The sequence below is a fragment of the Variovorax sp. YR566 genome, from assembly GCF_051992195.1.
In the GTDB taxonomy this organism is placed as follows: Bacteria; Pseudomonadota; Gammaproteobacteria; order Burkholderiales; family Burkholderiaceae_C; genus Variovorax.
On record NZ_CP197092.1, the window covers coordinates 5,099,815 to 5,122,547 of the forward strand.

The window sequence follows — 22,733 nt, forward strand, 5'->3', positions numbered from 1 at the left end:
GAATGCGGGGGGCAGGCCATCCATCAGCGCGCGCCTGCTGTCTCCCTGTCCTGCGCATCGCACATGGCCGCATGCAGATGACTCAACATCGCAGCGTGGCGCACGATGCCCTGATGGTCTGCATCCACTTCGACTGAAGCACGCGCTTCGCCGTCGAACTGCGACAGGAGCGCGGCCTTCTCCGCAGCCGCTCTTCCCTTCTTCCACCAGAAATGCGGCGCCACGTTCAGGCGCGGGAACGCGGCGATCTTTTCCGTGATCGCGTTCATGCGCCGGGTTGCGACGATCCCCTGGACGATGTCGGCCGTCTTCATGCTCATGCCGGCCGCGGCCACGATTTCTTCGACAGCGTCGCGCACGGTCTCGTCCGATGCTGAGCGGATTGGTTCGAACCTGTCGAGCATTGCGTCGACGGCCTCGCGGCCCATGCTGCCGTTCGCGGTGTCCAGAACGAAATCGCGGAAGTCCTGATACCAGCCGTCCGGATCGAAGCTCTCGTCCAGCAGGAAACTGTCGACCATGCCGAGGAAGGCGACGTCCACGCCCTCCTGCTCCAGCAGGCTGGCGACATGCACTGCAACAACCGCCCCCAGTGACCAGCCGACGATGCCAACGGCACCCTGCGGCCGCGTCTTGCGGATGAGATCGACGTAGTACCGGGCCATCTGCCCGATCGACTCCAGCCCGGTGATGTCGTCCGTGTAGCTCAGGCCGTAGACGGCACGCGAGTCTTCCAGGTGGCGCGCCATCGGCCGATAGTCGACCGGATGGCGCAGCCCGGGCGGCACGCAGAAGAGCGGCATCGCTTCTGCCGGCCCGGCATACGCGTTCAGCAACTGGACAGGCTGCGGAGTCGCGCCGATGTCCAGCTGTGCAACCAGCCTGGCGATCGTCTGCTTCTGAAGCAGGTCCTGCAGGGAAATCTTCACGCCCAACGCACGCGACTTGTTGATCCTGGCCAGCAGCCTGAGCGCGACAAGGGAATCGCCACCGAGCTCGAAGAAGTTGTCGTGGCGCCCCACGTGCGGCACGCCCAGCACCTGCCCCCAGATCGCTGCCAGTGCGCCCTCCACCAGCCCCTGTGGCTCCTCGCCTGCCCGCGCCTCCCCGAACTCCGGCGCCGGCAACGCCTTGCGGTCGACCTTGCCATTGGCGTTCAGCGGCAATGTATCCAGCACCACCAGCGCCGCCGGCACCATGTAGTCCGGCAGCGCCGCGGCAAGACGTTCACGCAACACGGCTGTCTCGATGGCCTGCCCGGCGTGGGCGGAGACATAGCCCACCAGTCGGGCTCCGCTTGCGGCATCTCGTGCCACCACCACCGCTTCGCGCACTTCGGGCTGCGCCAGGAGTTGCGCCTCGATCTCGCCCAGCTCGATGCGGAAGCCCCGCACCTTCACCTGGTGATCGATGCGGCCCAGGTACTCCAGTTGGCCCTCCGCATTCCAGCGAACGAGGTCGCCCGTGCGGTACAGCCGGGCTCCATCTTCCGTCGCAACAAAGCGCTCTGCGGTAAGACCCGCCCTGTTGAGATAGCCGCGCGCAAGGTTGACCCCGCCCAGGTACAACTCTCCCGCCGCTCCTGCAGCTACCTGGTTGAGCTCCGCATCCAGCACATGCGCCTGGGTGTCGCTGATGGGTCGTCCGATCGGCACCTGGCTCCGCCCGTCATCCCGGCAGGTCCAGTGCGTCACGTCGATCGCGGCCTCGGTCGGGCCATAGAGGTTGCAGAGCACTGCCTGCGGCAGCCGCCTGAACACTTCGTTCTGTGCTTCGGCCGACAGGGCCTCGCCACTGCACACGATGCGCCGCAGACTGGTACAGGCCTCGATGCCCTCGTGGGCCAGGAAGGCCTGCAGCATCGAGGGCACGAAGTGCAGGATCGTGACCCGGTGCTGCCCGATCAAAGTTCGCAAGCGTGCCGGGTCGCGGTGGTCGCCCGGAAGGGCAACCGCCAGGCGGGCGCCGAACATCAAGGGCCAGAGAAACTCCCACACCGACACGTCGAAGCTGAAGGGAGTCTTCTGCAGCACGGTGTCGTCCGCACCGAGTGCATACGCTTGCTGCATCCAGGCAAGGCGGTTGTACAAGGCGCCATGACGGTTGGCGGCGCCCTTCGGCTTTCCGGTGGAGCCGGAGGTGTAGATGACGTAGGCGAGGTTCTCGCCGCTCAACGCAATCTGCGGATTTGTCCCGGGTTCGGCGCGAACGTCCAGCATGTCGAACGACAGCACCTGCACGGCCTCGGTGCCCGGCACGGTGAGATGGCTCTGCGTCAACACCAGCCCGATGCCGCTGTCGGCCACCATGTAGGCCAGCCGCTCCGCCGGGTAGTCCGGGTCCAGCGGCACGTACGCACCGCCTGCCTTCAGGATCGCCAGGATCCCCACCACCATCTCGATGGAGCGCTCCACCGCGATACCCACCTTCGCCTCGGGCCTTACGCCAAGGCCGATCAGATGATGCGCGAGGCGGTTCGCCCTCGCATTGAGCTGCGCGTAGCTCAGCGTCTCTTCGCCGAAGCTCAAGGCCGGCGCATCCGGGGTTCGTTGCGCTTGCCCTTCGATCAGCCGATGCACCGGTGTCGCGTTTTCATGGCGCTGCGTGTTCACACTCCACGCCGCGAGTTGCGCGCGCTCCGCCGCGCTGCAAAGATCGACACCCGAAAAGGCCTGCCCCGGATCGACCGTCAATGCCTCGAGCAGGCGCACGTACCAGCCTGCCAGCCGCGCCACGGTCGCCTCGCCGAAAAGGCCCGTGTTGTATTCGATCTGGGCGTGCGCCCGCGTCGGTTCGATGAAGAAATCCAGTGACAGGTCGAACTTGGCGCTCGCATTGCGGGCACCGATCTCCTCCGTGCGCGCGTCGCCGAACGCGAGGCCGGCAGCGCTGTCGCCCATCTGCACGCCGAACATCACCTGGAACAACGGATTGCGCGACGCGTCGCGCTTCACGTTGCGGCTGGCCAGCAGCGCCTTGAGGGGAAGATCCGCATGCTCCAGCGCGGACAATGAATCGCGCCGCACCCGTCGGCAGATTTCGAGCAACGTGGCGCGCGGCTCGAGCCGCGCCCGGAACACCTGGGTCGTGATGAAAAAACCCACCAGATCGCGTACCTCGTCGCGATGGCGACCGGCATTGGCCACGCCGACGGCGAAGTCGTTCTGGCCGCTGTACCAGCCCAGCAGCATCTGCCACGTCGCGAGCAGGACCACGAAGGGCGTGCACTTTTCCGTGCGGCAGAACTTCTGCAACGCCACGGCCAGTGCAGGCTCCAGCTCGAAGCGATGCACGGCACCGTCGAAGGTCTGCCGCGAGGAACGAACCCCGTCCAGCGGCAATTCCAGCGGCGGCACATCGGCACCCAGATGGGTGTTCCAGTAGTTCAGCTGCGTCGCCAGGGCCTCGCCCTGCAGGCGTTCCCGCTGCCACAGTGCGTAGTCGGCGTACTGGACCGGCAAGGCCGGCAGCCGAACGGCCGCGCCCGCGGCCAATGCCAGGCGGTAGGCCGAAGCGAGGTCCGCCGCGAGGATGGGGTTGGACCAGGCATCCGACACGATGTGATGCAGACAGACCGTCAGCACATGCTCTTCGTCCGACAGCCGGATCAACCTCGCCACCAGTGCGGGCGCGGCGCCCAGGTCGAACACGTGCAGGGCCATCTCGCTCGCCAGCGCATCGACACGCGCCTGCCGCACGACCCCGGACTCCAGGGACAGATCGAACCGCTCCAGCACGAACGTCACGTCCCGCACCATCTGCTGCATGGGCACGCCGTCTTTCTCGAAGAAGCGGGTGCGCAGGATGCCGTGGCGATCGATCACGGCCTGGAACGCCCGCTCGAGCGCATCCGCATCCAGCGGGCCCTGCAGGCGGAGCATCCTCGGCAGGTTGTAGGCCGTCAGCCCCGGCCCCAGGCGCTGCAGGAACCAGAGCTGCTCCTGCGCATGGGACAACGGCACCTCGTCGCCGTTCGACACGCAACGGCGGATTTCGTCGTCGTCCTCCGCCCACTCGTCTGCTGCCGAAATCCGCTGCGCCGCATCGGTGATGTTCATCACTGTTCCATCCTGCATATCAAACTGATCCTGAGTCCTTGAGGCGAGCTTGCTCGTGCGTGTGCGCCAGCAGTTCCATTCGCTCGACGTCCTGCTCCTCCAGCGCGCGAAGCGCCACCGCCAGCGTGGCGACGGTGGGGTGGTCGAACACCAGCCCCGGCGCGATATCGAGTCGCAGCAGCTTGCGGATGCGCGCCACCAGCTTGATCACGAGCAGCGAATGCCCGCCGAGTTCGAAGAAGTCGTCTTCCACGCCGATGACGTCGCGCTGAACGAGGCCGGCCATGCACTGCGCCAGCACCGATTCGAGTGCGTCGCGCGGGGCCGTTGTCACCGGCTTCCGGTCATCGACCTTTGCTGCGGACAGCAACGACTGGCGATCGATTTTTCCGTTCGGCAGCCGCGCGAACTCCGCAACGAAGCTGCAGCGTGCGGGCACCATGTGCGCGGGCAGCAGCGTACCCAGCCGCCCGGTCAGCGCCGAACGGTCGGCCTCCGATGCGAGCAACTCGTCTGCCACGACGAAGGCCCGGAGTTCGGCGTCGCCTCCGCCGGCCGGCACCGCCAGCACCACGGCCTGCCGTACGCCGGGCTGCGACAGCAACACCGCCTCCACCTCGGCCGGTTCGACACGAAAGCCACGGATCTTGACCTGGTCGTCAGCCCGCCCTGCCAGGCGGATGCCGCCCTCGGGCAGCACGCAAGCCAGGTCGCCCGTACGGTAGAGCTTTTGCCCGGGCTGGAATGGATCGGCCACGAAAGCGCCTTCCACTTCCCGGTTCAGATAGCCGCGGCACAGCTGCGCACCGCCGACATACACCGCCCCCAGCGCACCGCTCGGCACCACGCGCAGGGACTCATCCAGTACATGGATGCGGTTGTTCGCCAGCACGCGCGACAGCGGCAGCACCGAAGACGAGGCGCCTTCTGCCGGCACACGATGCACCATCACACCCACCGTCGTTTCCGTGGGGCCGTAGTGGTTGTAGACCACGGTCTGCGGTGCGAGCCGCGCGATGCGCTCGATGAGCGAGCGCGGTGCGGCCTCGCCGCCCAGCACCAGCGTTTCGGGCAGCTTCGGTGCATCGTCCTCGAGCAAGGCCTCCAGGTGGGAGGGCACCATCTTGAGCGCGTCGATCCGGCGTTCGCGCATGAAGCCCGCGAAAGCGCGCGCATCCTTCACGTCGCCGGGGTCCGCCACGACGAGGCAGGCGCCGTTGTGGAACGCACCGAAGAGCGCCGTGTTGCCCAGGTCCGCGACGACCGAGCTGGTGAGCGCCCAGCGACGGCAGCGGCCCAGGTCCATGGCCGACGACACCGCCGCCACGTAGTTGAGCAATTGCCCCTGCTCGATCACCACGCCCTTGGGCGTTCCCGTCGAACCCGAGGTGTAGAGCACATAGGCCAGGTCGCGCATCGCAGGCTGGTGTGCCGGCGCGCTGTCGGCAAAGCCGCCCCGGTCCATGTCACCGAGCGATGCCTGACGCCACGGTGCATCGCCGGGCGAAGCCGACCCGGTGGCATGGAGCACGAGCGACGGCACGGCGTCTTCCAGCACGGCCTGGCGGCGTGCAGCGGGCCATTCGGGGTCCAGCGGCAGGTAGCCCGCCCCGATGCGCCAACTCGCAAGCATCGCCACAAGCAAGTCGGCCGACCGCGGAAGGTTGAGCGCCACCAGCGCGCCGGCCGTAGCGCCCTTGGCCTGCAGCCAGTGCGCCATCCGGTTGATTCGCGCATCGAATTCGCGGTAGCTCAGAAGCACATCGCCTGTCTCCAGCGCGGGCGCGTCCGGCGTCGTCCGAGCCCAGCCGGCGACCTGCTCGGCCAGCGTGAGGGTTCCGAAGTCCGCCTCCTCGCCACGGGCTGCGAGCAACAGCAATTCGCGCTCGCGCGAACCGACCAGCGCGAGACTGCCAACCGTCGCGCGAGGCTGCGACACGGCATCTTCGAGCAACGTGCTGTACTGCCACAGCAACCGCTCCACGGCCTGCGATGAATAGCGCGATGCGTCCGCATGCACGGACAGCGTGAACGCCTGCCCGGCCTGGCCGACCTGCAGGGCCAGCTCAAAACAAGGCTGCGGCCCGGGCGCGGTGTCCACACGCCATGCCATGGCGCCGTGCGACCGCACCGGCGCCTCGTCGAAACCGAAGCCCACGTCGAGGTGCGCGGAGATCGGCGGCGCATCGATTGCCCAGTACTCCTGCGCCTCGGTATGCGCCTCGACTGTTTTGCCCAGGCGCCCGATCCAGTCGAAGAAAAACTCTTCAGGCACGACATCCACGACCACGGGCAGGATCTTCTCGAAGACGCCCACTGCTGCCTGCATCACTTCGTAGTTGCGCCGGCAATCGTTCTGCCAGCCGGCAACGAATGGCCGGTGGCCCGTCAGCCGGGCCACGAGCAGCCACCAAACGGCCTGCAGCAGCAAGTCGGTGCCGCACCCAAGCTGCCCGGCCACTTCCTGCATGCGGGCGGCGAGCGCCGCGTCAAGAGGAAGGGCGAGGCTGATTCGAGTCGGTGTGGCTTCGCGCTCCCCGTCCGCCCGGGTGTTCAGGCGCGGCGCCTGCAGCATGTCGGCGCGGTCGATGTAGGCATGCCAGTAGCCACGCCCGTCGGCCGCTTCGTCGTCGCTGTCGAGCTCCTGGCGCCATTCGACGAACTGCGCGTACTGGAAGACCTCGTCCGCATCGACGATCTGCCCCGTCAGGTAGGCCGTGGCAATCTGATCCAGCAAGCCCTGCAGGCTGCCCTTGTCCGCAGCGAACACGCTGGCAACCAGCAGGAGCTTGTGTCGTGTTTCGCCGAGCCGGGCGACTCCGATGCGCAGCAGCGCGCCGCTCGCGACATCCAGCGGCTCTTCCGTACACACGGCGATCCAGTCGGCCAGCGCGGCCGCACTGTCGTCGTTGCCGCGAAGGTCGATTTTTTTCAAGCCCGGCGCGACCACCGCATCGAGTGCCTGTTGCCGCAGGCCCCGGAAGCCGGGAACCTGCAACACAGCCGAGCGCAGCGCCACATGGGCCTGCACCACCGACTGCACCGCAGCCTGCAGGCGCGCCGCATCGAGCTCGCCGTCAAGATCGGCCAGCAGCACGAGCTTGGGCGCGCCGGTCGCGGCCTGTTCTCCATGCTGAGCCCAGATGGCACGCTGCTCCGGGCTGAGCGGCAAAGCGGAACTCGTGGTTTCAAGGATGGCAGCCATGGCTTCAACCCTCGGACACAACGGGTTGCTGGGCAGCGCGGTCGAACATCGCGCCCATGGCGACCACGATCTTGCGCGGCCCCTCGTACGGGTCCCGCGCGTGTGCCGCGAGCATGTTGTCGAGCATCACCACATCGCCCTGGCGCCAGTCGAAGCGCACGGCGCACGCCTCGTAGGCACGGCCGACGATCGCCATGGTCTCATCATCGATCGGCGTACCGTCGCCATAGGTCACGTGCCGCGGCAGGCGATCCAGGCCTCCGGCCATGACCAGCAAGTCTTCGCGCACGTCCGCCTCCAGGCAACTCACATGGTGCAGCTGGATCTGGTTGAAGAAAACGCGCTCGCCCGTGACGGGGTGCGTGATCACCGCCGGGCAACGGGTGCGGGTCTGCAGGGTTTCCTCGTCCAGCCAGCGCCAGGCGGTGCCCGTCAGTGCGAGACGCGCCTCGACCTCCGCCTTGCTGTCGGTCTTGAAGAAGTCCTGCCAGCTCACGTCGAACCGGGGCACGAAGGTGCGCACGTACAACAGCTCCTTGCGCTCGAACTCCGCCACCATGTCGGCCGGCAGATGGCGCAGCATCTCGCGGCAATCGACGATGGGCGTGGCGCCGCCCACGGGCGAAGGCAGCTCGCAGAAGAACCACTGCTTGCGCGGCCAGCGGTCGAGGTGCGAGCTCTCGTTGTGATACAGGATCATCTGGCGCTCGGGATACGGCGTCGAGCGATAGGTGTTGCGCCCGCCTTCCTTCTTCGGCAGGTCGCCGTAGCCGCCGTAGAGCTCGGGCTCGATCACTTCTGCAAAAGCCTCGAATTCCTGCGGCGTACGCAGGCCGAAATTGCGCAGCAGGATGCCGCCGTGCTTGCGCAGGCTGGCCTCGATGTAGTCGCGCTGCTCCCGGGCCCATGCCACCGCGTCGATGTCGCTGCTCGCGGCCTCGATGACCAACGGGAAAGTCCGTTGGTCCGACAGGAAGGACGTGCGCACGGGCGAGCGCGGTGCCGACTGGACGTCGCGGTCCTTGTCCGCGAATTTCTTGAGCTTCTGCAGTTTGCCCAGCGCAGGCGAAGTAGATGACATGGTTTTTCTTTCCGGGTTGGATTGAATGACGAAACTCTCCAGCACGCCGTTGGGTGCCGCGACAACCTGCTGCAGGAGATCGCGCCACGCGGCGGATGCGCGTTCGATGGTTTCGCGCAAATACAGGCTGGAGGCAAAGGTCCACTCGGCCCGCAGGCCGCTTTCGTTCTCGCTCACGAAGACCGCGAGGTCGAACTTCGATGTCGTTCCGGGTTTCGCGATCGGCTCGATGACGACACCCGGGATCTCGAAGCGTTCTTCGGGCATGTTCTGCATGACGAACAGCACCTGCACCAGCGGGTTGTGCTGGCGGCTGCGGGGCGCGCCGACCAGCTCGACGATCTGGTCGAACGGCACGTCCTGGTGCTCGAAGGCCGACAGCGTGCTCTCCTTGACCGTCGAGAGCCACTGCACGAATGGCAGCGCGGGCAAGAGCCGGGAACGCAACGGCACCACGCTGACAAAAAAGCCGATCAGGTCTTCGAGCGCCGGATGGTCGCGCCCTGCAACGTCAGTGCCGACCACCAGGTCGTCCGACGCGGCCTGCCGGTGCAGCACGAGCAGGAAGGCCGACAGCAGCAACACATAGAGCGAGGTCTTCTGCTCCCGCGCCAGGCCCTGCAGCGCCTGCGCGAGTTCGCGTCCGATGTCGATGCCGACCGTGTCGCCCGCCACCGAAGCCACAGGGGGACGGGTGCGATCGGGTTTGAGCGTGGAAACGGCGGGAGCGGCATCGAGGTAGTCGCGCCAGAACGCGGTGTCTTGCGCAAGGTTCTGCGCGAGCTTGCGGTGGTGCCAGTCGGCGTAGTCCGCGTACTGGATCGCGAGCGGTGCAAGGGGTGAGCCACGCCCTTCCCGCAGCGCCGCATACAGGGCCATGAAGTCCTGGATGAAGACGGCTTCCGACCAACCGTCGAACACGATGTGATGCACGCACAGAAGCAGCACATGCTCCTCGGGCTGCAAGCGCAGCACGGCCGCCGCAAAGGCCGGGCGAGTGGTCAGGTCGAACGCGGTGCCCGCATGCGCGGCGAGCGCGTCGTTCATCGCTGTCGCCCGGAACTCGCCCGACAGGTGCGAAATATCCGTCAACGGAACGACGAGCTCGCTCTCTGGCGCGATGCGCGCCACGGGGTCGCCGTCGTCGTTCTCGGGGAAGCAGGTCCGCAGCACTTCGTGCCGCTGCACGATGGCATCGAGCGTGGCCCGCACCAGATCGACATCGAGCGCTCCCGACAACCGCAGCGCCGCCGAGATGTTGTAGGCCGAGTGCTTGCCGGTCGATCCGTCCGACAGCCGGTTCACCAGCCACAAGCGCTGTTGCGCGGGTGAGAGCTTCATGTCGGCCATGCGCTCGACCGGTTGCAGCACCGGTGCCTGGCTGGACAACGGGGTGCCATGCCTCGCCTGCCGGGCGACATTCGCAAGGTCTCGAAGCACCGGGTGCTCGAATATCTTGCGCAGCGGCAACTCGAAGCCGCCGTCGACGCGTGCCCTCGACGCGAGTTGTGCGGCCAACAGGGAGTGCCCGCCGAGCTCGAAGAAGCTGTCATGCCGCCCCACGCGTGCAACGCCCAGCACCTCGGCCCAGATCGCAGCCAGCTTTTGTTCCACCTCGCCTTCGGGCGCCTCGTATGCACGGTCGCTCGTGAACTCCGCCTCCGGCAGTGCCTTGCGGTCGACCTTGCCGTTTCCGTTCAAAGGCAGGCGGTCGAGCACGACGATGGCGGCCGGCACCATGTAGTCGGGCAGCACCACCGCGAGCCGGTCGCGCAGCATCGCCACCTCCATCGCCTGCCCCACCTGCAATGCGATGTAGGCGACCAGCGATGCGCCACTCGCGCCTTCGCGCGCCACCACCACGGCCTCGCGCACTTCGGGCTGCGCCAGCAGCTGCGCCTCGATCTCCCCCAGTTCGATGCGGAAGCCCCGCACCTTCACCTGGTGGTCGATGCGGCCCAGGTACTCCAGCTGCCCTTCAGCGTTCCATCGCACCAGGTCGCCCGTGCGATACAGCCGCTGGCCGTCTTGCGCCGCAATGAAACGCTCGGACGTCAGGCCCGCGCGCTGGAAGTAGCCGCGCGCCAGGCCGATGCCGCCCAGGAACAGTTCGCCCGGCACACCTACCGGCGCCGGGTTCAGGAATCCGTCCAGAACGTGGAGCGTTGTGGCCGCAATCGGTCCGCCGATGCGAGGCCTGCCGCGAACCTCGGCCGCCGTCGACCAGATGGTCGTTTCGGTGGGGCCGTACATGTTCCAGAGCTCGACGCCGATCGCCCGCAGGTCTTCCGCAAGGTCTTCCTGCAGCGCTTCTCCGCCGCACAGGCCCTTGAAGTTCGCGAGCCGGCCACCATTCCATCCGGTGGCCCGCAGAAGCCGCCAGCCCGCGGGCGTGGACTGAAGCACCGTGGCGCCGCAGTCATCCATCAGTTTCCCGAGCGCACTGCCGCTTCGCACCACATCCCTCGATGCCAGCACGAGGCGCGCACCGCTGAGCAGCGGCAGATACAGCTCCAGGGCAGCGATGTCGAACGACAGGGAAGTGACCGCGACCAGCACGTCGTCCTGCGTCATGCCCGGTGCGTCTTTCATGCTCAGCATGAAGTGGCTGAGCGACAGATGCCGCACCATCACGCCCTTCGGTTTTCCCGTGGAGCCGGAGGTGTAGATGACGTAGGCCAGGTTCTCGCCGCCCAGTGCGATCTGCGGGTCTGCATCGGGGCAGCCGCCGGTGTCCAGCGTGTCCAGTGCCAGTACCTGCAGCGCCTCGGCGCCCGGCACCAGGGCTCTCAGGTGACTCTGTGTGAGCAGCAGCGCGATGCCGCTGTCAGCCACCATGTAGGCCAGCCGGTCCACCGGGTACTCCGGGTCCAGCGGCACATACGCACCGCCGGCCTTCAGGATCGCGAGCACGCCAACCACCATGTCGATGGAGCGCTCCACCGCAATCCCCACCTTCGTCTCCGGCTTCACGCCCAGGGCGATCAGATGGTGCGCGAGGCGGTTGGCTCTTGCGTTGAGTTCGCCGTAGCTCAGCACCTCATCGCCGAAGACCAGCGCCACCGCGTCGCGATGTGCCGCGACCTGACGCTCGATCAGCCGGTGCACCGGCACATCCTCGGTGTACCGCACAGCGTTTTCACCCCATGCGGCAAGCTGGCGCTGCTCGCCATCGGACATCACCCCGAGTTCGCAGACCGGCCAGTCGGGCTGCAGCGACAGGCCCTGCACGACGGCCTCGACAGCTGCAACCATCAGGTCGCACACGCGCCCGGCATTCACGGCCTCGTGAATCTGCGCGACCAACCCGAAGCCCTCGCCCAGGTCGTCCACCGACATCTCGGTCGGGTAGTTGGTGCGCTCCCTGCTGCCGAGGATCTCCATGCCCTCCCAGAGCGGGCCCTTCTGCGCCGCCTTGCCCTGCTGCGCGCCGTAGCGGTAGTTCAGCAGCGCCGTGAACAGCGGCATCCGCTCCGGCAGTCCGCTGCAGCGCTGGGCCAGCGAGAGGCTGGCGTATTCGTGATGCATCAGCTCGATCAGTGCCGCATGCGTCTGGCGCACGCATGCCTGCACGCCTTGCGTTCCCAGCCGAACGCGCACGGGCAGCGTGTTGATGAACATGCCCAGCGCCCGGTCGGCATTCGCGCCGCCCTGCATGCGGCCGAACAGCACGGTGCCGAACACCACGTCGTCCCTGCCCGTGGTCTTGCTCACCACCAGCGCCCAGGCCAGGTGGAACAGCGCCGCGGCGCTCACGCCATGTCTCTGTGCCTGCCGCCTGACCTGCAACGCGAGTCGGGCGTCCAGCGCGAGCGAGGTTTCGCGCACGCGGGTGCCGTCGCCCTGCACGTCGAGCAGGCCGAACGGCGCCGTCGGCTCCTCCACATCGGCGAGCATCCGGCTGAAGAAGGCCTTGTGCTCGGCCTGGCTCACGTCCAGCCTGGCCTGCCCGACGAAGCGCCGGAACGGCACAGGCGTCGACAGCTCGGCCTTTCGCCCTTGCTGGATCAGCGCGATTTCCTCGACGACCAGCTCCAGCGTGGTGTGGTCCACCACCAGGTGATGGTTCGCCAGTTGAAGGAGCCAGCGGCCGTTGTCCGTGTCGTGAGCGGCGATGGCCCTGAGCATCGGTGCATTGCGCACGTCGATGCGGTAGCGGGCCGGGTCGACGTGCGCATCGAGCCGCGCGGCCGCGCTCGCACCACTCGGCTCGGCATCTGCCAGCCACTGGAGCTCCAGCATCGCCTTGCGATGCACCACCTGCACCGGTTCGGGCAGGTCTTCCCACATCACGGCCGTTCGCAGGATGTCATGGCGCGCAATCACTTCGTTGAAGCTGGCGACGAAGTGCTCGAGCCTATCGCGGCTCTCGAAACTCAGGCGGTTCAGCGTGATGTACGCGTCGCCCTCCGTCTGCAGCATGTGGTGGAAGAGCATCCCCTCCTGCATCGGCACCAGCGGGTAGATGTCTTGCACGTTGGCCGCCCCGCCCGGCACCGCCGCCTCGATGCGCGCAATCTGCCGCGCATCCAGCGCCACAAGCGTCAGCATCTCCGGCTGGATCGCCCTGCAATCCGCCGGAATGCCGTTGGGCGGAACGATCACTTCCCGCCGCACCGGCTCCTGCGCCAGCGCCTGCGCGAAGGCGCCGAGCCGGGGCTGCTGGAACAGCGTGCGCACCTGTGCCGCCCAGCCCTGGGCGCGCATGCGCTCCAACAGCCGCAGCGCCAGCAGCGAATGGCCGCCGAGTTCGAAGAAGCTGTCCTGCCGCCCCACGCGCGCCACGCCCAGCACCTCGGCCCAGATCGCCGCGAGCTTCTCTTCCACCTCGCCCTCGGGCGCTTCGTACGCCTGCTCGCTCGTGAATTCCGCGGCCGGCAGCGCCTTGCGGTCTACCTTGCCGTTCGTGTTAAGCGGCAATCCCTGCAGCACGACGATTGCCGCGGGAACCATGTAGTCGGGCAGCGCCTGGCCCAGTTGCTCCTTCAGCTGCGCAACGTCGATCGCCTGGCCGGCATGCGGCGATACGTAGCCCACCAGCCTCGTGCCGGCGGGGCCTTCGTCGGCCACCACAACCGCCTCGCGCACTTCGGGCAGCGCCAGCAACTGCGCCTCGATCTCTCCCAGCTCGATGCGGAAGCCCCGCACCTTCACCTGGTGGTCGATGCGGCCCAGGTACTCCAGCTGCCCCTCGTTGTTCCAGCGCACAAGGTCGCCCGTGCGGTACAGCCGCTCTCCGTCCGCTCCCGCGACGAAGCGTTCCGACGTCAGGCCGGCCCTGTGCAGGTAGCCGCGCGCGAGGCCGGCGCCGAAGACATGCAACTCGCCGGCCACGCCGACCGGCACCGGGTTCAGATGCGCATCGAGTACCCGCAGCCCGAGGTCCGGAAGGGCAAGGCCGACCGGACTGCGCTGCCGGCCCAGGTCTGCCGCCGTGATCCGCCGGTAGGTCACATGCACCGTCGTCTCGGTGATCCCGTACATGTTGACCAGCTGCGGGCTTTCGTCTCCATGGTGCTCGATCCACTGGCGCAGCCGCTGCGGGTCCAGGGCCTCACCGCCGAAGATCACCGCGCGCAGCGCCAGGCGTTCCTGGCCAGCCTCGTAGGCCTGCGGCAGGCTGATCAACTGGCCGAACGCCGAAGGCGTCTGGTTGAGCACCGTCACCTTCTGCGTCCGCAGCAGTTGCAGGAAGTCTTCGGGCGACCGGCTGACCCAGAACGGCACGATGACCAGCTTGCCGCCGGTGCACAGCGCGCCGAAGATTTCCCACACCGAGAAATCGAAGGCATAGGAATGGAAAAGGGTCCAGGTGTCCTGCCGGCCGAACCGGAACCAGGCATCGGTGGCGCCGAGCAGCCGCGTCACGTTGCGATGGCTCATCTGCGCACCCTTGGGCCTGCCGGTGGAGCCCGAGGTGTAGATCACGTAGGCGAGGTTCTCGCCGTGCAGCGCGACCTGCGGGTCGCTTGCGGGCTGTGCGTCCAGGTCCAGCGTGTCGAGCGCCAGCACGCGCAATCCCTCGGCGCCCGGCACCTGCGACTGCAGATGGCTTTGCGTCAGCAGCAGCGCAACGCCGCTGTCCTGCGCCATGTAGACCAGCCGCTCCGCGGGGTACTCCGGGTCCATCGGAACATAAGCGCCGCCGGCCTTGAGGATGCCTAGCAGGCCCACCACCATTTCCATGGAACGCTCCACCGCGATCCCTACCTTCGTTTCAGCCTTGACGTCCAGCGCGATCAGGTGGTGCGCGAGGCGGTTGGCCCTGGCGTTGAGTTCGCCGTAGCTCAGCATCTCGTCGCCGAACACCAGCGCTGCCGCTCCGGGCTGCTGCGCAGCCTGCCTTTCGATCAGCCGGTGCACCGGCGTCGCATCCGGAAAGCTTTGCGAATTGGCACCCCAGGCCGCGAGCTGCGCCCGTTCGGCTTCGCTCAACAACGTCACCTCGCCCACGGCCTGTTCGGGGTGGTCCGCCAGCGCCTGCAGCACCGCCAGGTAGTGGCCGGCCATGCGCTCGATGGTCGAGGCATCGAACAGCTCCGCCGCATAGCTGAACTTCGCATGCAGCCGGCCGTCGGGGCTCTCGTCGGTGACCAGCATCAGCTCGAACTGCGCGGCCTGGGCACCCAGGTCGTAGGGCTCGAGCGCAAGCCCCGTCAGCCCCTCCAGTCCCGAGAAATCCGCGCGCTGATGATTGAACAGCACCTGGAACAGCGGCTGGATTCCCGGAATGCGCTCGGGCTGCAGTGCCTCGACCAATTGCTCGAACGGCAGGTCCTGGTGCATCTGCGCGCCCAATGCCGCCTCGTGCGTCTGCGCCAGCACCTGCAACAGGCTGGTGCGGTTGTCGACCACGGCGCGCAGCACCTGTGTGTTGACGAAAAAGCCGACGACGCCCTCAGTCTCCACACGGTGGCGGTTCGCAATCGGCACGCCCACGCGAATGTCTTGCTGGCCGCTGTAGCGACCGAGCAGCACCTGGAAGCCGGCCAGCAGCACCATGAACACCGTGCCCCCCTGGCTCCGGGCCCGCTTCTGCAGGCCTTGAACCAGCGGCACGGGCAACTCGACCCGATGGGCGGCCGCGCCATACCGGGCATCGGGCCTTCGGGCGCGGTCGAGCGGCAGTTGCAGCACAGGCTGCGTCGCGCCGAGCTGCGCCTTCCAGTAGGCGAGCTGGCGCTCCTGCTCGCCGGCCTCCAGCCAGTGGCGCTGCCACACGGCGTAGTCGGCGTACTGGATCGGCATTGCCTGCAGCGCCACCGCTTCGTGCTGCACGCAGGCGCGGTACTGAGCCACAAACTCGTCCACGATGATCTGCAGCGACCCGCCGTCCGAGACGATGTGGTGCATCACCAGCACCAGCACGTGCGCCTCGGGCTCCAGGCGGATCAGCGCCACCCTCAGCAGCGGTCCTTGCGTCAGGTCGAAGGGCGTGTTGCCGATGCGGTGCGCCGCTTCGCGGGCCATCGCTTCGCGGGCATCGGGGTCTGCCTTGCTCAGGTCCAGCAGCGAGAAGTCGAGTTCGCCGTCTTCGCGAATCACCTGCTCGGCGAGCCCGTCGGCATCGGCGCGAAACACCGTACGCAACGATTCATGGCGTGCCACCAATGCCTTGAAGCTCGTGCGTACCGCGTCCACATCGAGCGCTCCAGTGAGCTTGAGCGCGTCGCTGATGTGATAGGCCGTGCTCTGCGGATCGAGCTGCCACAGGAACCACTGGCGCTGCTGCGCGTAGGAGACATGGCAGCGGTCCTGCGCCGCGTCTTCGCGCGGGAGGATGGGAAACTGGTCGAGCGTCAGGCCCTTGGAACGGATCCCCTCGTACACCACGCGGCGCTGCTCGGTCGACAGCCGGGAGAAGCGCTCGGCGATGCGACGGGTTGCTGTGGTTTCCATCAAACGGTCTCCATGCTGTCGATCAGCGAATCGATTTCTGAAAGGGCCTGGACCACGGGGCTGTCCCGAAGGGCCTCGGCGATCCGGGCGGCCATGGCGGCCAGGGTCGGGTACTGGAAGACGTCGCGGATCGTGAGTTCGCTTTGCATGGCGGCATGCAGGCGCGCCACCAGCCGCGCGGAAAGCAGCGAGTGCCCGCCAAGCTCGAAGAAGTTGTCGTTGCGCCCCACGCGCTCGACACCCAGCACCTCCGCCCAGATAGCGGCGAGCTTCTCTTCGGTCTCGTCCCGCGGTGCCTCGTACGCGCTGCACGCGGTGAACTCCGGCGCCGGCAGCGCCTTGCGGTCCACCTTGCCGTTCGCGTTCAGCGGCAGTGCGTCGAGTACCACCAGCACCGCGGGCACCATGTAGTCGGGCAGCGCCTCGCCGAGACGCTCGCGCAGCACGGCGGTGTCGATGTCCTGCCCCGACACATAGCCCACCAGCCGGGTCCCCGCAGGGCCGCCGTTCGCAACAACCACGGCTTCGCGCACCTCCGGCTGCGCCAGCAACCCTGCCTCGATCTCGCCCAGCTCGATGCGAAAGCCCCGCACCTTCACCTGGTGGTCGATGCGGCCCAGGTACTCCAGTTGGCCCTCGTTGTTCCAGCGCACCAGGTCGCCCGTGCGGTACAACCGCTCCCCGTCTTCCGCTGCGATGAATCTTTCTGCCGTCAGGCCCTTGCGGTTCAGGTAACCGCGCGCCAACCCGGCGCCCGAGACGTACAACTCGCCCGCCACGCCCAGCGGCACCGGGTTGAGCTGCCCGTCGAGCACCCGAAGCCCCAGGTCCGGGATCGCGATGCCCACCGGACTGCGCGCCTCGCCGACGTCCGCAGCGGTAATGCGCCGCCAGGTCACGTGCACCGTGGTCTCGGTGATGCCGTACATGTTGATCAGCTGAGGGCTGTCGTCGCCGTGGTGCTCTATCCACCCGCGCAGGCGTTGCGGGTCCAGCGCCTCGCCGCCGAAGATCACCGTGCGCAGCGCCAGGCCGCCTTCATGGGCCTGGGGCAGGCCGGCCAGCTGGCCGAAGGCCGAGGGCGTCTGGTTGAGCACCGTGACACGCTCCTTGCGCAGCAGTTGCAGGAAGTCTTCAGGCGAGCGGCTCACCCAGAACGGCACGACCACCAGCTTGCCGCCGGTGCACAGGGCGCCAAAGATCTCCCACACGGAGAAGTCGAAGGCATAGGAGTGGAACATCGTCCAGACGTCTTCTGGGCCGAAGCCGAACCAGGCGTCGGTGGCGCTCAACAGGCGGCTCACGTTGCGATGGCACAGCTGCGCACCCTTGGGCCGGCCCGTGGAGCCCGATGTGTAGATGACGTAGGCGAGGTTCTCGCCGTGCAGTTCGACCTGCGGATCGTGCAACGGCTCTTCGGCCAGGCCGAGCGTGTCCAGCGCCAGCACCTGCAGCGCTTCGGTGCCGGGCACCTGCAGGTGGCTCTGCGTGAGCAGCAGGGCGATGCCACTGTCGCCGACCATGTAGGCCAGCCGGTCGGCCGGATATTCCGGATCCAGCGGCACGTAGGCACCGCCGGCCTTCAGGATCGCCAGGATGCCCACCACCATCTCGATGGAGCGATCCACTGCAATGCCCACCTTGGTCTCGGGCCGCACGCCCAGGGCGATCAGCCGGTGTGCGAGGCGGTTGGCTTGTGCATTGAGCTCGGCGTAGCTGAGCGTCTGCTCGCCGAAGGACAGCGCAGGCGCTTCGGGATGCGCCCGAACCTGCTTCTCGATCAACCGATGAATCGGCTCACTCGTTTCAGCCGCCCGCTTTCGCGCACCCCATGCCGCCAGCTGCGCATGCTCGGCTTCGCCCAGCAACGCCACGTCGCCCACCGGCTGTTCGGGGTGATCGGCCAGGGCGGACAGCACCGCGAGGTAGTGGCCCGCCATGCGCTCGATGCTCCGCGGCTCGAACAGTTCCGCGGCGTACCGCAGGCTCGCTCGCACACTGCCATCGGCGCTTTCAGTGGTTTCCAGCGTCAGTTCGAACTGCGCGGCCTGCGCACCCAGGTCGCACTCGCTCAGCGTGAGACCGGGCAGGTTCTGCAGCGCCTTCAGGTCGCCGCGCTGGTGATTGAACATGACCTGGAACAGCGGGCTGGTGCTCAGGCTGCGCTCGGGCTGCAGCGCCTCCACTAGCTGCTCGAACGGCAGGTCCTGGTGGGCCTGTGCGCCGAGCGCGGCTTCCCTGGCGCGCATCAGCACCTGCGTCAGGCTCTCGCGGCCATCCAGCACGTTGCGCAGCACCTGCGTGTTGACGAAGAAACCGATCACGCTTTCGGTTTCGGCGCGGTGGCGGTTGGCAACCGGCACGCCCACGCGAATGTCCGGCTCGCCGGTGTAGCGGCTGAGCAGTACCTGGAAGCCCGCGAGCAAGCCCATGAACAGCGTCGCGCCCTGGCCCTGCAGGCGCCGGTGCAGCCGCTGCACAAGGTCGCCCGGCAGTTCGAATCCATGCCGCACGGCGCTGTATCGACCGTCGGCCTTTCTTGCGTGGTCGGTCGGCAGTTGCAGCACGGGCTGCTCGGTGCCGATGTGCTGCGTCCAGTACGCCAGCTGGCGGTCGCGCTCGCCGGCTTCGAGCCAGTCGCGCTGCCATGCGGCGTAGTCGGCGTACTGGATCGGCAATGGAGGCAACTCTGCAACCGAGCCTTGCACGCGTGCGCTGTACTGCGCCACGAATTCGTCGACGATGACCTGCATCGACCAGCCGTCGGACACGATGTGATGCATCACCACGACGAGCATGTGCTCCTCGGGCGCCAGGCGGATCAGGCCTACGCGCAGCAGCGGGCCTTCGCCCAGGTCGAAGGGCGTGTGGCTCAGGCGCAGGGCTTCTTCCCTGCTGCGCGCTTCGCGTTCCTGCCCGGTGTGCAGCGCCGCGAGATCGACCATGGCGATGTCCAGCGCTCCGGCTTCGCGGATCAGTTGCCGAGCCAGGCCTTGCGCGTCGGCGCGGAACACTGTGCGCAGGGACTCGTGGCGCTGCACCAGCGCGTTGAAGCTCGCGCGCACGGCCTCTACATCGAGCTTGCCTTCCAGCTTCAGTGCACCGCTGATGTGGTACGCGGTGCTTGCGGGGTCGAGCTGCCACAGGAACCACTGGCGCATCTGCGCGTGAGACAGCGCGAGGGTGCCGGCGCGCTGCGTTGTCGTCAGTACGGGAATTGCCGGTGACTGTGAAGCGTGATCGATCCTGATGGCATGGGCGATGCGCGACAGGCTCTGGTGTTCGAAAACCTGTCGGGGATTCAGTTGCACGCCGGCCCTGGCGGCGCGCGCCGCTACCTTGAGGCTGAGGATGGAGTCGCCGCCGAGTTCGAAGAAGTTGTCGTTGCGGCCCACGCGAGCGACGCCGAGCACTTCGGCCCAGATCGTTGCGAGCGCCTGCTCGACCTCGTCCTCGGGCGCCTCATACGCCCTGTCGCTCGTGAACTCCGGTGCTGGCAGCGCCTTGCGGTCTACCTTGCCGTTGGCGTTCAGTGGCAGGGCATCGAGCACGACGATGACGCTGGGCACCATGTAGTCGGGCAGCGCCTCTGCAAGGCGCTCTCGCAGCGTGGCTGTGTCTATGCCTTGGCCCGAGACGTAGCCCACGAGCCGCGCTCCTGCAGGGCCTTCGTTCGCGACGACCACCGCCTCCCTGACTTCGGGCTGCGCCTGCAACTGCGCCTCTATCTCCCCCAGCTCGATGCGGAAGCCCCGCACCTTCACCTGGTGGTCGATGCGCCCCAGGTACTCCAGCTGCCCCTCGTTGTTCCAGCGCACAAGATCGCCCGTGCGGTACAGCCGGCTTCCGTTGGCCGCTGCGATGAAGCGCTCTGCCGTCAGTGCTGGCCGCTTCAGGTAGCCCCGTGCGAGGTTGATGCCCCCCAGGTACAGCTCTCCGGCCACGCCTACGGGCACCTCGTTCAGGCTGGCGTCCAGCACATACGCCTGCGTCTCGCTGATCGGCCTCCCGATCGGCACCTGGCTGCTGCCGTCGTCCCGGCACGTCCACTGGGTGACATGGATCGTCGTCTCCGTCGGGCCGTACAGGTTCTGCAGCGTGGCGCCGCTCAGGCGCTGAAGTGCTTCCCTCTGCGTGGCTGCGGGCATGGCCTCGCCGCCGCAGATGATGTGCTTGAGCTTCGTCGTTGCTTCGATGCCCTCGTAGGCCAGGAAGGCCTGCAGCATCGAGGGCACGAAGTTCAGTGTCGTGATCTGGTGCTTCTGGATGAGTTCGACCAGGCGCACCGGATCCCGGTGATCGCCCGGATTGGCAATGACCAGTCTGGCTCCTGATGTCAGCGGCCAGAACATCTCCCAGACCGACACGTCGAAGCCGAAGGGGGCCTTGTGCAGGACCGTGTCTGCACCTGCGAGTGTGTAGAACTCCTGCATCCAGGCCATGCAGCTGAACAGCGAGCAATGGCGGATGGCTGCGCCCTTGGGGCGGCCTGTGGAGCCTGAGGTGTAGATGACATAGGCCAGGTGTTCGCCGTGCAGGCTGACTTGCGGGTCGACCTCGGACTCGGACGCTGTATCGAGGGTGTCGAGTTCCAGGACCTGCAATGCGTCGGCACCCGGGATCAGCGAACGCAGATGGCTCTGGGTCAGCAGCAATGCGATGCCGCTGTCTTCGACCATGTAGGAAAGGCGGTCTGCGGGGTACTCGGGGTCAAGGGGCACGTAGGCGCCGCCTGCCTTGAGCACTGCAAGGATGCCCACCATCATCTCGGTGGAACGCTCCACGCAGATGCCTACCAGCACATCTGGGCCTACGCCCATGCCGATCAGGCGGTGGGCAAGGCGATTCGCACGGGCATTGAGTTCCGAATAGCTCAGGGCTTCATCGCCAAACACCAACGCGGGCGCATCCGGGCGGTGCTTCGCATGCGCCTCGATCTGGCGATGCACGGGTTGTGCGCCCTCGTGGCGGCGCGGGTTCTCGCTCCAAGCCACAAGCTGCGCGCGCTCCGCAGCACCCACCAGCGCCACATCGCCCACTGCCAGCTCAGGCTGGGCAGTCAATGCCTCCAGCACCGACAGATAGTGCCCAGCCATCCGCTCGATCGTCTCCCGATCGAACAGCTCCGCCGCGTAGAGAAAGGTCGCATCGACCCGACCGTCTTCGAGCTCCAGCGTCTGCAGCGTCAGCTCGAACTGCGCATCCTCTTCCTCGAAATCCAGCCGCTGAACCGACACGCCCGGCCATTCAGCCAGCGAGCGATGGTCGCGCCGCACGTGGTTGAACATCACCTGGAACAGCGGGTTCGCGCTCAGGCTGCGTTCGGGCCGCAACGCACCGACCAACTGCTCGAACGGCAGGTCCTGATGGGTCTGCGCGCCGATGGCGGTGTCACGCGTCTGCACCAGCAACTCGGCCAGCGTCGTGCGCGCGCCGATTTGCGAGCGCAGCACCTGCGTGTTGACGAAGAAGCCGACGACGCCCGCCGTCTCCGCGCGGTTGCGGTTGGCAATGGGCACGCCGACGCGCGCATCGGTCTGCCCCGTGTGCCTGAACAGCAGCGCATTGAAGCCTGCGAGCAGCGCCATGAACAGCGTCGCGCCCTGCCCCTGCGCCTGCTGGCGCAGCCGCGCGACGGTGTCGGCCGGCAGCGCGATGGTGACGCGCGCCGAGCCGTAGCGGCCATCGGCGTTGCGCGGGCGGTCGGTGTGCAGCGAGATCACCGGCTGCTCGGTGCCCAGGTGATCGCGCCACCATGCGAGCTGGCGCTCGCCCTCGCCGCCGTCGAGCCACTGGTTCTGCCAGACGGCGTAGTCGGCGTACTGCACCGTCAGTGCGGGCTGCGCTGCCGGCTGCCCCTGCACGCGCGCGGCGTACTGCGCGGCCAGTTCGTCCAGCGTGAGCTGCACGGACCAGCCGTCGGACACGATGTGATGCATCACGACCAGCAGCCGATGCGTTTGCGCGCCGGTCTTCAGCAGCACGGTGCGCATCAGCGGGCCGCGCGTGAGGTCGAAGGGCTCGGTGCGAATGCTGCGCACCTCGTGCTGGATGGCTGCTTCGCGCGCTTCAGTGTCGAGCGCGCTCAGGTCGATGCACGGCAGTTCAACCGTCGAGGTCTCAAGAATGACCTGCTCCGCCTCGCCGTCGCCTTCCTCGCGGAACACGGTGCGCAGCGACTCGTGGCGATCGACCAGCGCCTGCATGCTCGCGCGCAGGGCCTCGGTGTCCAGCTGCCCCGTGAGCACCAGGCCGCCGCTCAGGTGATAGGCGGTGCGGGCCGGGTCCAGCTTCCACAGGAACCACTGCCGGCGCTGGGCAAAAGACAGCGGCGCCCGGTCCTTCTGCGGGCGCGGGGGAATGGCGCTCCCGGCCTCGCGCGTGCCGGCCACGTTCGCACCGCGCAGTCTTTCCTTCAGCCTGGCGCGTTGTTCGGCGCTCAGGCTGGCGCGGCGTGCGGAGATATCCTGGATTTCGGGCATGACGGTGC

General features: G+C 67.4%; 4 protein-coding genes. All 4 read right to left on the reverse strand.

All coding sequences use genetic code 11. The features are described 5' to 3' along the window. Positions 1 to 23: 23 nt before the first annotated feature. Genes ACTG4X_RS23980 through ACTG4X_RS23995 form a run of 4 tightly spaced genes read right to left on the reverse strand, consistent with a single transcriptional unit; the run spans position 24 to position 22,725 of the window. Positions 24 to 4,058 carry an amino acid adenylation domain-containing protein gene (locus ACTG4X_RS23980; protein WP_440532063.1) on the reverse strand — a complete coding sequence of 1,345 codons (4,035 nt, stop codon included), beginning with the start codon at positions 4,056 to 4,058 and terminating at the stop codon, positions 24 to 26. A gap of 19 nt (positions 4,059 to 4,077) precedes the next feature. After that, positions 4,078 to 7,263: a non-ribosomal peptide synthetase gene (locus ACTG4X_RS23985; protein WP_440532064.1), complete on the reverse strand. Its 3,186-nt coding sequence runs from the start codon at positions 7,261 to 7,263 to the stop codon at positions 4,078 to 4,080. Positions 7,264 to 7,267: 4 nt separating this feature from the next. Further along, complete coding sequence (locus tag ACTG4X_RS23990; RefSeq protein WP_440532065.1) at positions 7,268 to 16,243, reverse strand: amino acid adenylation domain-containing protein; 8,976 nt, start codon at positions 16,241 to 16,243, stop codon at positions 7,268 to 7,270. Then, positions 16,243 to 22,725 (reverse strand): amino acid adenylation domain-containing protein, encoded by a 6,483-nt coding sequence (locus ACTG4X_RS23995; RefSeq protein ID WP_440532066.1) that lies wholly within the window; start codon positions 22,723 to 22,725, stop codon positions 16,243 to 16,245. The genes ACTG4X_RS23990 and ACTG4X_RS23995 overlap by 1 nt, the downstream gene beginning before the upstream one ends. Between the last annotated feature and the right edge of the window lie 8 nt (positions 22,726 to 22,733).